This window comes from Paenibacillus sp. 01T443, from assembly GCF_056398325.1.
This window is the reverse complement of sequence record NZ_JBFTPE010000047.1, coordinates 1-12614: the sequence shown is the minus strand read 5'-3', so window position 1 is coordinate 12614 and position 12614 is coordinate 1. Positions and strand designations below refer to the sequence as shown.

At 51.9% G+C, this 12614-nt stretch carries 8 protein-coding genes and 1 pseudogene; 8 read left to right on the top strand and 1 reads right to left on the bottom strand.

Annotation, left to right across the window (positions count from 1 at the left end; all coding sequences use genetic code 11):
* Window positions 1–237: hypothetical protein (locus AC1DLI_RS33785; protein WP_477610019.1), on the top strand; the 237-nt coding region annotated here is incomplete at its 5' end.
* Between the two features lie 360 nt (window positions 238–597).
* Here the strand turns inward: AC1DLI_RS33785 and AC1DLI_RS33780 are convergent.
* Window positions 598–771 carry a helix-turn-helix domain-containing protein gene (locus tag AC1DLI_RS33780; protein WP_477610017.1) on the bottom strand — a complete coding sequence of 58 codons (174 nt, stop codon included), beginning with the start codon at window positions 769–771 and terminating at the stop codon, window positions 598–600.
* 46 nt (window positions 772–817) lie between these two features.
* On the opposite strand from AC1DLI_RS33780, the gene AC1DLI_RS33775 reads away from it, so the two are divergent.
* The 7 genes and pseudogenes from AC1DLI_RS33775 (at window position 818) to AC1DLI_RS33745 (ending at window position 11391) form a co-directional block, all read left to right on the top strand.
* Window positions 818–949, top strand: coding sequence for a hypothetical protein (locus AC1DLI_RS33775; RefSeq protein ID WP_477610015.1), 132 nt, complete (start codon window positions 818–820; stop codon window positions 947–949).
* 636 nt (window positions 950–1585) lie between these two features.
* Window positions 1586–1835, top strand: a pseudogene (locus AC1DLI_RS33770) (ABC transporter ATP-binding protein); the annotation flags it as partial.
* Between the two features lie 190 nt (window positions 1836–2025).
* A complete protein-coding gene (locus AC1DLI_RS33765; protein ID WP_477610014.1) occupies window positions 2026–2178 on the top strand; it encodes an ABC transporter permease in 153 nt (50 codons plus the stop codon).
* An 18-nt stretch (window positions 2179–2196) separates the two neighbouring features.
* A complete protein-coding gene (locus tag AC1DLI_RS33760) occupies window positions 2197–2433 on the top strand; it encodes a hypothetical protein (RefSeq protein WP_477610012.1) in 237 nt (78 codons plus the stop codon).
* The gene (locus AC1DLI_RS33755; RefSeq protein WP_477610023.1) at window positions 2414–2728 is read left to right on the top strand and encodes a hypothetical protein; all 315 of its coding nucleotides are present in this window, start codon (window positions 2414–2416) and stop codon (window positions 2726–2728) included. The genes AC1DLI_RS33760 and AC1DLI_RS33755 overlap by 20 nt, the downstream gene beginning before the upstream one ends.
* On the top strand, window positions 2686–2817 hold the full coding sequence (locus AC1DLI_RS33750) for a hypothetical protein (RefSeq protein ID WP_477610021.1): 132 nt from the start codon (window positions 2686–2688) through the stop codon (window positions 2815–2817). The genes AC1DLI_RS33755 and AC1DLI_RS33750 overlap by 43 nt, the downstream gene beginning before the upstream one ends.
* 210 nt (window positions 2818–3027) lie before the next feature.
* Entirely contained in the window at window positions 3028–11391 is an 8364-nt protein-coding gene (locus AC1DLI_RS33745) for a GH36-type glycosyl hydrolase domain-containing protein (protein ID WP_477610010.1), read from the top strand.
* Window positions 11392–12614 lie beyond the last annotated feature (1223 nt).

Below are 12614 nucleotides of genomic sequence, written 5' to 3'. Positions count from 1 at the left end.
CTTGATCCGGAATACACCGTGTCGAGCGCGGAGCAGCTAAACCAAGTTATTCAGACGGCGCTGGAATCAAAGACGGCCAGCTTGGCGTTTCGTTATGAGGAAGGCGATCAATTTCCAGCAGCGCTCAAGGCAGCCTTCAAGCGTGTAAACGTGGCCGTCGGTTACCGGGCAAGCTATGAGCCATACGCGGGAGACGATTCGCTGCTTGTCCGCCTGCAGATGGAATATGCGAAGTAGAGCTGAATAAGCGAATGGAAGAGGCGCAGAAATGCGCCTCTTTGTTTACCGTTAATATATGCAAAACAGACAAAAGGGGGGGAAGCTGTAAATCCCTTTTGTGTGTATGGTTAGCCGTATCATTGAATAGGGAGATCCAATGGAAATTCCGCAAGATAGTTGGTATTAAGAAGGTAGCACATAAAGCAACAAACAAATCAAAATAAAACTATGCAAAGAATCCACTAACTAGTGCAACTCTAACCAAGCTGACTGAACTAACGGGTAAAGATAGTTCAATAAAACAGAGGCAGTCTAGGAATTATTTCACGTATTCGCTTGCCTAACAGGGTTCAATGAAACTCAAACGAAGCCATTCAATTACTCTTCCCTTGGTAAATCCGTCCTTTGATGCTTACGGATATATCGTCCCGGAGATACGCCTTCCGATTTCGTGAATTGTTTGATAAAGGAATAGATATCCCCGTAACCAAGGCTAACTGCTACGTGTTTTATAGGAAGACCTGAAAGCAGCATTATTTTAGCCTGTTTCATCAAATGTTCAATGTAGTATCGTTGAGGGGAAATACCGACCGAGGCGATGAAGCATACGGCCGATCGGATGGCTCCATTCTTGGCATTACTCGCTTCCGATCAGGCCGCACATATCTACGGACTGCATTTCAAGCTGGCAGCCGATGGTTTGATCGGCGTGTGGTCAGATTCCCGGTGATTAGTCAGATTTATTACAGCCAATGTCCTTGGACGATTGAAGGGTTGGAGAAACAGATGCCGGAGTTGCTAAAAGGCGTTAAACCAAGGGAACAAGCATTAATTTGAAATAGTCGGTATACCGTTGAAAAACGGTGAAGAAATAAAAGCAGCCGCATTGAACCGTCGAGTTCGTATGCGGCTGTTGTTTTCTGGATTGAGCTTCACAGCATTTTATTGAATCCCTCGAGGCGTACAGTCCAAGTTCCATCTTGAGGAAATCCAGGAGTAGTCGTATCGGGACCTCCCAGCCAACCCAGGGCCATCATGGCAACTGCGGTCAATAAGCCGCCGTTTCCAGGCAGATAAATCAGCAGCCTGCTGGTCTGATAATTATGACCGTTTGGCAAGTAGGTATTCTTTGTAACGTCTTTCATATGAATTTCGATTGCAAGGTTGCCCTCTCCAAGTCTTGCTTACGCCTCATCGTATCCGTATCCGTCATCAATCCAGGTAAGATACCTAACGGAGCAAGCATAGTCGGATGGTCGCAAATGCCAGACAAGCCGCTGAATGTGTCAGGAACCTTTGCACGGCAGTCAAATATTGTGAAAGCACGATCCGCCTTTCCAGCTCATGGGCGCGTTCGTCTTGGCTTCCTGACGTCCTGATTTTGGATGAGCCGACGAATGGACTCGATCCGTCCGGTATTCGGGAAATGCGCGCGTTTATTCGGTTTTTGGCGGAGGAGGAAGGACTAACCGTGCTCGTATCCAGTCATTTGCTCCATGAAATTCAATTGATGTGTGATCGGGTTGCGATTATTTCCAAGGGAGAAATTATTCGAGACGATTCCGTAAATGGTCTATTGTCCAGTGAAGAACGGCTTATCTGGCGCATGGTCCCGCATACGCTCGGCAAATCGATTCGCAAATTCAAATTCAAATCAAGCAGTCGCAATTACTATTTGGACAATGGCATTAATCCTGCCGAGCCAGGCGCTCCGTCCTTTATAAGGGGCTTTGTTCAAAATTCTACGGAGCTGTTTCTGCTGCTGATTATGATCATCGCTGTTGATCTCGTGTCATTAAGCGGAGCATGGGAACGATAAAGCAGCTGCTCACCCGTCCGGTAAGCTGCTTCAACATTTTGTTCAGCAAATATATCGCGCTTGTTTTACTCGTTTCACTGGTCATATTTCTATTCAGCTTATTCTCATATTTGATTTCCGCCATGATGTTCGGCAACTAAGGCTGGTCGGCACCGGTATTGATCGGCTTCTCCTCCCAGGGAGGCGAGCTCGATATATCGGGCGTTCGGCTGGTATCGCAGTGGCAGTACATTATTCAGCAATTCGGGCTCGCATGGTTTATCGCTTTGGTCGTCGGGACGTTATCCTTCATGCTGTCCATTCTGATGAGAAAGCAGCGCGGCCGGCATGGGCACGATGCTCTCCTGCTTAATCTCGGGAGCGATACTGAGCAATATGGTGGAATCGTGGTATGAGAAAAGAGTCACCCTGAATCCACTGAAGGTTGATGAGTACGGTGTACCTGAACCGGTGGCTTTATTCTCGTTCAGCGATACAGATCTTGAAGTCATCAGGCAAATGGAACAGGGCATGAAGCAGGCAGCGGAAGCCATGAAAGTTACGGTGGAACCCATTTGTGCGCTGCCCCTTGGGCTCGTCATACACGATATGGGCACCTGCCGCATCGGTACGATCCCTCCACTTCGGCAGCCAATCCGTATGGGCAAATTCATGGAGTTTCCGGCCTCTATGTCGCCTGCAGCAGCATGATTCCAAGCAGCGGAGCTGCAAATCTGTTCCTTTCTATTGCGACCCTTTCCATTCGGACGGCGGATTATATCATTGAGCAAATGAAATAGAAAGATGAGGTAAGGGTTGATCCCGTTTATTCACCTGTTCAAGCATTCGAGGATTAAATAGGCGTTACTCACATGATTTTCCATTAATTTGGTGATATTACTTAAGTAAGCCTTGAGCACCGTGACTGAATCTGCGGTTAAGCTCAAGGTTAATCAAGGTTTGTTAGCTGCCTTGGCTATAGTAATGACACACGGATTAAGGGGGAGCCTATGATTCCAACAACCGAGCAACTTGAGCAGAAAGCGCGTGAACTGGCTCTTATTCATCATCCCGGAAAAGCGATCTTTCGTTCGTCTGCCCCAATGTGGCATGCCTTTCGCCGAAATTTGGATGTGCTGCGGGATTTCGCGACGGAGCTCAAGCAGGATGGCGCGCCATGCTTTCAGCCCGCTGAGCAGTGGCTGATTGATCACGCAGATTTGGTCGAATCCGAAGCATTTACGGTTCAGTCAGAATTGACGAAACGATTCTCGAGTCAATTGCCGCGGCTGAAGAGTGGAGCGGAGCCGCGCGTATTGGCAATGTGCTCCGAATATGTGAAGCTGGTTGACGGTTTGCTTGAGGCCGATGCGTTTGCGCGTTTTTCGAATGCCTATCAGGAGGTCGCCGTGCTCACGATCGCCGAAGTATGGTCGATACCTTTGATGCTGCGCATTGCCGTCATCGGAAAGCTGGCCGAAGTGATGGAAGCGGTAAGGGAGCGGCGGCGGGCTTGTCTCGAAGTAGACAAATTGCTGGTGCCGTTCACAGAAGGAAATACAAAGCCGGATGCCGGTAAAATAAAAGATGCTTTGGAAACTGCCGGCCTGCAAATGCCGCTTTCAGCCCCGGTCATCGTTCATTTGGTCAGCCATTTGAATGAATGGGCGGAAGAAGCGGGTGAACTCCGCAGCTGGCTGCTTTGCAAGCTTGACAACGGTGTCGAAAGCTTGAGCCGCATCATTCTTTACGAGCATCAGCTGCAAGCGTCTTATGAATTAACAGCCGGTCATCTCATTCAATCGCTTCGCACATTGTCCCGCACAAGATGGGACTCTCTATTCGAGAGGATGAGTGTGGTGGAGCGAACACTGTCCGAGGAGCATGCCGGAACCTATCCGCTTATGGACAGGAAGAGCCGCGCCATGCTGAGAGGGCAAGTCGAGCGGTTATCCCGCTCAACCGGCATGCCGGAAAATGTGATTGCGCAGCAGGCAATCGCTTTGGCAAGCAAATATTCCAATGAAGATACATACCGCACGGATTTTGCCGGACCCGAAGGGACCGCAGCTCAAGCAGATGCTTTGCCGCCCCGTCAAGCTTATGCTGCTTATTATTTGCTTGACCGAAAAGGGAACAAGGAGCTGCTGGATTCGGCGCGTGAATGTACCGGGCCGAAACGTTATGTGAGGCCGATTCAGCTGCTTCCGAGAATAGGAATGTATTTAGGGGCAATGGCTGTTATTTTTGCAGCTTTTCTTTTTGTTTCTCTTTGGAGCGCAGCGGCTGTAAATGATAAGGCTATCAGTATCGCCGCTTGGACGGCTGCCGCGCTTGTACTGGCAATTCCGGTTAGCGAATGGGCGGTTACCGTCGTTCACGGATTAATCGGAAAGCTATCCTTCACGCAGCCGCTGCTTCGATATGATTATGCGAGCGGCATTGACAAGGACGCCGCTACGATCACGGTTATCCCTGTTATTTGGTCGAAGCCGGAGGAAGCCGAGGAGATGGCGGACAGGCTGGAGCTTCATTATTTGGCGAGCCTGGACCCTAATATGGGCTTTGCATTGCTTGGCGATTTTGCAGATGCTGCAACCGAGCATGCAGAGGCAGATGAGCTTATTACTGAGGCGGCGCGCCGCCGGATTGAGGCGCTCAACCGATTATACGGTAATCCCGATACCGGTACGGGGCCTTTCTATCTTTTTCAACGCAATCGCAAATGGAATGAATCGGAACAAGTCTGGATGGGATGGGAGCGCAAGCGGGGAAAACTCGTCGAGTTTGTCGATCTGCTAAGCGGCCGCAGCGACACGAGCTGCGCTTGCGTTGTCGGTGACTGCTCGGCGATTTCACGCTACAAATATGTCATTACACTTGATGCGGATACGGAGCTGCCAGTCGGGGCGGCCGCCCGTTTGATCGGTACTATGCATCTGCCTTATAACCGTGCGCGCTTGAATGCCGGCGGAACGCGCGTTTCAGAAGGCTACGGGGTGCTTCAGCCGCGCGTCGGCATCAGCTATGAATCGGTATCGTCATCCCGCTTGGCAAAATTGTGGTCGGGTAAGCCGGGAATCGATCCTTACTCGTTTGCCATGTCGGACCCTTACCAGGATGCTTTCGGACAAGGTATTTTTACCGGCAAAGGAATATTCGACATCGCCGCATTCAAACAGGTGCTTAATGACCGGATTCCGGAAAATTCGGTACTTAGCCACGATTTGCTGGAGGGCGGCTTCTTAAGGGGCGGGCTGCTGTCGGACATTGAGGTTGTGGACGGCCACCCGGTTACCTTTCAAGCTTACCAGCAGCGTCTGCACCGGTGGGTTCGCGGCGATTGGCAGCTGCTTTGCTGGATTGCTTCCCGCAAGCACGACCGCTGCGGCAATTTGCAGCCGATCGATTTGTCATTGCTTACCCGCTGGCAGATCATCGACAATATGCGGCGAAGCCTCGTTCACCCCGCCGTACTCATCCTGCTCGCAGTCAGCATGGTTATTTCCGGTGCTGCAGGAGCCGTGTTGATGACTGCAGCGCTCGTGACGCTCGGACTGCCGCTGATTCGGGGCTTGTTAGCGCTAAGACGCCTTAATCGTAAACCGGATCTGCTTTTGACGGCGTTCTTGCAATCGCTCGTTCAGCTTGTTGCGCTTCCCTATCAATCCGTTGTGCTGGCTGACGCCATCGTGAGAACGTTATACAGGCTTGCGGTCAGCAAAAAGAATCTGCTTGAATGGACCAGCTCTGCCGAGGTGGAAAGGCGCAGCCGAAGCGCATCGGCATCGGCTATTACAGGCATTTGGTCCGGCCATGCGTTAAGTGTTTTGTTTGGGGCTGCTGCATTGATGTTCGCTGACGGTACTTTGCGGGCGTACGGATTGACGATCGCGGTGCTCTGGCTGCTCGCTCCCTTTGCGGTGCGCTGGCTTAACAGCTCGCCTTCTAATAAGAATATCGCTCCCTCGGAGACGGAAAGCACAGAGCTTCGTCAATTGGCGGAGCAGATGTGGGCTTATTACGAAGATTTTGCGGGGGAGAGCGACAACTGGCTGCCGCCGGACAATGTGCAGATGGAGCCGCCGAACGGGATTGCGCACCGGACATCGCCGACCAATATCGGGCTGCTGCTCGCCTGTACGCTTGCTGCCCGCGATTTCGGTTTCATTGATACGCGAGGCATGCTTGACCGCGTTGGACGAACGATCGGAACGATTGAGAAGATGGAGAAACGGTTCGGTCATCTGTACAACTGGTACGATACGCAGACGCTGCAGCCATTGCCTCCGCTCTACGTCTCCACCGTCGATTCCGGCAACTTTGTCGCCTATTTGATTGCGCTGAAGCAGGGTATTCTGGAATGGGCGAAGAAGGACGGGGAGAATGGGGACGGAAGCGAGCTTCTACACTTTGCCGAAGCGCTCGCCGGCCGCATCGAGTCGATCGTTGCGGGCACCGACTTCCGGCCCTTGTATGATGATCGTGCCGAACTGTTTACGCTTGGATATCATGCTGCGCTTGACCGCAGGGAGGATATATTGTACGACCTGCTTGCTTCCGAAGCCCGGCAGGCGAGCTTCCTGGCGATTGCGTTCGGGCAAGCGCCGGTATCGCATTGGTTTAGGCTTGGAAGGGCGATGGCAAAGTCGGGTAAGCACCCGACACTATTATCATGGTCGGGCACTATGTTTGAATATTTGATGCCGTCTCTTTTGATGCGCACTTATCGTCATTCGGTTTGGGACGCCACCTATCGTGGCGTCGTCAAGCGTCAGATTGAATATGCGCGGCAGCGAGGCGTTCCATTCGGTATATCTGAATCAGGTTATTTCGCCTTCGATTATCAAATGAATTACCAGTACCGCGCTTTTGGCGTGCCGGGGCTCGGGTTTCAGCGCGGGCTTGAGAACGATCTCGTTCTCGCCCCATACGCGGCGATTATGGCACTTCCCGTTCAACTGGGGGATTCGCTGGCTTCTCTGAAACGTATGGAAGAGATGGGCGCCAAAGGGAAATACGGCTTTTACGAAGCTATTGATTGCACCACCCACCGTATGCCTGAGGATACGGGTTATATCATCATACGCAGCTTCATGGCTCACCATATCGGGATGAGCTTTCTTACCTTGGGTAATCTGCTGCTGCCGCGCACGATGATCGACCGTTTTCACGCAGATAAGCGCATGCAGGCCGCAGAGCTGCTGCTGCAGGAGCGTATTCCAGAGCGCCCTGCTATTATAAAAAATGCGGCCAAGCCGCAGCTGGAGCGGACGAAGGAGCCTCTTACCGGCACCCGCGTTCCTCTAAGGGAATTTACCAAACCGCGCGAAGTTCCCGAAGTATGCGTGTTATCCAACGGGTCATTTACAAGCGTAATATCCGATACCGGAGGAGGGTTCACGAGGTACGGCGGAATAGCGGTATCCCGCTGGCATGAGGATCCTGTTGCGGAGACACCCGGAAGCTGCATTTATATTCGGGATGTGTCGACGAATGCTGTATGGTCGCCTGCTTTTGAACCTTGCCGCGTGCTTGCGGAGGAGCGAAAAGCCCAGTTTGCGCTCGATAAAGCGTCCTTTACAAGCCGGAACGGATTTATCTCATCGATGCTGGAAATTTGCGTACCGCCCGATCAAAACGCCGAGCTTCGCCGCTTATCCTTGACGAATACAGGTGAGGAAGCCCGGGTCGTTGAGGTGACAACTTATTTGGAAATTGCGCTTGCTCCTCCCGCTGCGGACGAGGCGCATCCCGCCTTCAGCAAGCTGTTTGTCCAGACCGAATATGACGCTGCGGCGGAATGCCTGCTTGCCGTCCGGCGGCCCCGCGATATGAAGGAGAGGCCGAAGTGGGCGGTGCACAATCTGTCAATCGGATGCGATGCGCTTGGATCGGTCGAATATGAAACGGACCGTTCCTGCTTTATCGGAAGAGGTCACACCCTCGCCAATCCGGCGAGCCTGGAATGCCGCCTCTCCGGTACGGTCGGCGCTGTGCTCGATCCCGCTTTTGTTATGCGCCGCCGCATTTCGATCGGACCGGGGGAGACCGTCAAGCTGTTCACGGCTACCGGTGTGGCTGACAGCCGAGAGGAAGCTTTGGACGTAGCGGCAAGCTTGTGCAGCGAGCAGCAGGTAGAGCGTGCATTCCAGCTGGCATGGACGCACAGCCGGATCGATCTGAGGCATCAACGACTCAGCGCTATGGAAGCTGCTCAGTACCATACGATGGCAGGGCGACTGCTATACCAGTCGCCTCTTCGAGAGGAGCGGTCACTCAGCATTGCCGCCAATCAATCCGGGCAGTCTGGCTTGTGGCCGATGGGTATCTCGGGCGATCTGCCGATTGCGCTTGTACGAATACAAGATAAAGCGCAAATGCCTTTTGCGCTAAAAGCGTTGATCGGCCACTCGTATTTAAGGCAAAAGGGAATAGCTTTCGACCTTGTATTCCTTATTGAAGAGGCCGGAGGTTATTACCAGGAGGTGCAGGATGCGCTGCGCCGTTCCGCAGAGCAGACCGTAAGCGGTTCTTCAACGCCCGGCGGCGTGTATCCGGTTATGGCCGACAGGCTGTCGCAGGAGCAGCTTCATTTGCTCCAAGCCGTTGCCCGCATGACGCTCCGGGCTGACGGGCCTAGCTTTAAAGCACAGATTTCCATTCGCTCTGCAAGCCGTAAGCCAGCCGGATTATCAGGTGAAGCAAATGCGGCGCATAGGGCAAGGGAGCTTGCGAAAATGAATGCGAAAGAGTCGGAGTCGCTGCCAACAATTGGAGGACTTCCGCCGCAATTTCGGCTTCGTCCAGAGCGTGAGGCTGAAGCTGTCTCGACTCTAAGCGAGCCTGCGGATTACGCGCCTGAATCGCTCGAAGTATATAACGGCTCAGGCGGGTTTGCAAACGAAGGGCGCGAGTATGTTATAACGATGAGGAAAGGGAAGTTTTTGCCTGCTCCATGGAGCAATGTGATGGCCAACCCGAATTTCGGCTGTCTCGTTACCGAGCTTGGGACAGGTTATACCTGGTGGCGCAACAGCCGGGAGTTCAAGCTGACGCCATGGTCGAATGATCCGGTACTCGATCTGCCCGGCGAGGTATGCTATATCCGTGACGAAGCAACCGGGGACCTATGGACGGGAGCGCCTTCTCCAGAGCTTGGCAAGGACGCGTTTGATGYGACCCACGGCTTCGGGTACACTCGCTTCAAGCGGCAGACGAAAGGGATCAAGCAAAGTATGACGGTCTATGTAAGCAAAGAGGATCCGGTCAAATTTGTTACTCTTGAGTTGGAAAATAAAAGCGATGAGCCGCGCAGCTTGTCTGTCACTTATTATTGCAACTGGGTGCTAGGCGTACGAAAACAGATGAATGCGCCGTATATTATTTCCGAATGGGATGCTGAAACCCATGCCTTGCTTGCCCGCAACGCGTACCAAGAAACGTTCCGTGATGCGGTCGCCTTCCTTCAAATGCACGCAGAGCAGGAAGAGGGGGAAGCGGATGACGGCGGTTCGGGCTTCACCTATACGACGAACCGGTCGGAGTTCATCGGCCGCTCCGGCTCGTTAGCTTTCCCTGAAGGGATGCGGCAGGAGAGACTCCCGAATGCTGACGGTGTTTACGCCGACAGCTGCGGAGCGATTCAGATGAAGCTGACGATACCTCCCCGTGCTGTACGAAAAGTATTCATTCTTGTAGGCGCAGACGCAAATAAGGAAGCGGTGCAGAAGCTTATCCGGCGCTACGCCACGGCGGAGAGCTGCGAGGCGGCGCTGACGGATGTAACCGGTTATTGGAACCACACGCTTAACCAGATCGAGGTTAAGACGCCAAATCGCGAGCTTGATCTGATGCTGAACGGCTGGCTGCTGTATCAAGCGCTGTCGTGCAGAATGTGGGCCCGTACCGCTTTTTATCAAGCAGGCGGTGCGTATGGCTTCAGGGATCAGCTGCAGGATTCACTCTCGCTGCTGCATACGCTGCCGGAACTGACAAGGAAACAAATTTTGCTGCATGCATCGCATCAATTCATTGAAGGCGATGTTCAGCACTGGTGGCATGAAGAGACGGAACGGGGTATTCGTACCCGGTACTCGGACGATCTGCTTTGGCTGCCATATGCCGTATCGAGGTACATTACGCATACCGGCGACGTCGGCGTGCTTGATGAGACGGCGCCGTTTCTGACGAGCGGAATGCTTCAGGACGATGAGCATGAACGTTACGAGGCGACTGTTATATCAGAAGAAACCGCTTCGATCTACGAGCATTGCATTAGATCCATTGAGCGGGCATCCAGCTTCGGAGAGCACGGCATCCCGTTAATGGGAATCGGTGATTGGAATGACGGAATGAACTCGGTCGGTGACGAAGGCAAAGGCGAGAGCGTGTGGCTCGGATGGTTTTTATGCGAGGTATTGCGAAAATTCGCCGATGTATGTCAGCGGAAGGGGGATATCGGGCGCGCGGACCTTTACCGTGCCCGGAGGGCTTCCATTGCTGAAGCGTTGAATAAGCATGCATGGGATGGCGAATGGTATCGCCGGGCGCGTACGGATGATGGCGTATGGCTTGGTTCGGTGCGCAATGAGGAATGCCGGATCGATGCGATCGCCCAGTCGTGGTCGGTCATTTCCGGAGCTGCTCCGCAGGAGCGGGCGCGGCAAGCTATGCAATCGTTCGACCGTGAGCTGGTTGATCGCGACCTCTCCGTTGCGCGGCTGCTTACGCCGCCGTTCGATAAGACCGATCCGAGTCCCGGTTATATTCAAGGCTACCCGCCGGGCATCCGGGAGAATGGAGCCCAGTATACGCACGGGGTGATCTGGAGCATCGTTGCTTGGTGCGAGCTCGGTGAAGGAGACAAGGCAGTAGAGCTGTTTCATTTGCTGAATCCGGTCACTCACGCCCAAAGTCCGTCGGAAGTGCGTAAATACGCTGGCGAACCTTATGTGATGGCCGCTGATGTGTATACGCGGGATCCGGTGAAAGGCAGAGCGGGATGGACGTGGTACACCGGTGCATCGGGTTGGATGTATCAGGCGGGTATCGAATGGATACTCGGCTTGAGCCGCGAGGGCAGTAAGCTGATTGTGCGTCCTAACATACCGAAGGATTGGCCTTCTTACTCTGTGAAGTACAGATACGGAAGCTCTGTATATCACATAACCGTGCGGGCGAACGGCGCCACGAAGGATMAGGCCGAAGGCGTTACGGTCGACGGCAAGCAGGCAGAGAAAGAGCCAGCCGTGATAAATGAAGCCGGAAAGTCTGTCGGATTCTATATTCAGCTCGTTGATGACGGACAAGAACACAAGGTCGAAGCGGTTTTTCCGCTTAGCGGCTTCAAGACTTCGGTAAGTATGAGATAGGAAGGAAAGAAGCAGAGGAGAGCCTTATCTGAGGGCCTTGAAAAAGGAGTGTTTTTGGTAAAATCAAAGATTTTAGGGGGTTCGAATAGGACTCCCGATAAACAAAACGAGCCTTAGAAACGATTCTAATGGCTCGTTTTGTATTTTTATTTACTTGTTACAAAAAGCACATCAGTTAAAGGAATAGCCCCTTTATTCGGCTTGATCATGTATCTGAGCTGTATTTCTATCTTGCAAAATTGCAGTAACTTATCGCTTATTAGCGCCAAGCCGTGCTCTATCCTGCACATTTGCATGATAAAACCAAGTATTTCAGCAGTTTGATGAAAAAGTAGGCATCTATGTTGTATGGGATGCAGGATAGACGCACTACCTCACTGAAAACGAGCTCCTATCCTGCGACGATACAATATAGCTGTTTATCTTAGTCCTCCTTCATTAAAGCTCGCCTGACGATGCAATGTAGTGCGAGGATGAAAACACAAAGCATTATTCGAAATAGGTTATGAAATAAATAAAGTAACTTGATTCTTGCAAAAATATCTCCTAATCCATTTTACAATCCGTACATAAGACACAAAACGGCGTACATTAAGCATCGAAATTGTCTTCCCAGGAAAGCAGTAGATGTTTCGCGATTAAAAATAATGAGGAAATCAGTGAACGGTTCTATCACTCGATGGAGCTTGCCATGATCAATTACAATGAGCCTATGTACGCTGATTTGCTGGGCAAATGATCGCAAAAGTTTGATACATAAGCTAACATTTTCCGGATAGACTCGATGTGAAATAGCCGCAAGCGATGCTTGCGGCTATTTGCTAATGATTGTAATGTCCCCCAAACCTTGATAGTAATATGTGAAAATAAAGGATATAGCGCTGTTTGGTTGTCAACTAAAGAGGTCACCATTCTGTGACTAAACGAGAAAACAGGTAACCTCGTTACTAAATAGTAGGAGCATTCCTATTATGAAGAAATATGAGGTTTGAGAAACAAAAAGGTTCCTTGGTATGATGTTAATGGGTCCATGATGCTGACCAGCTCGGCTATAAGATGCTGAAGGACGCGGGTCTGACGGTATTAATTGCGGAGGGTACGGTGAATACGGGGGAGCATGCGTGGAATATGGTACAGCTGGACGGCGCATGGTACCATTTGGATTTCACTTGGGACGATCCGGTTAGCGCTAAGACAGCAGGCAAGGAAGCGCAGGAGAAAGC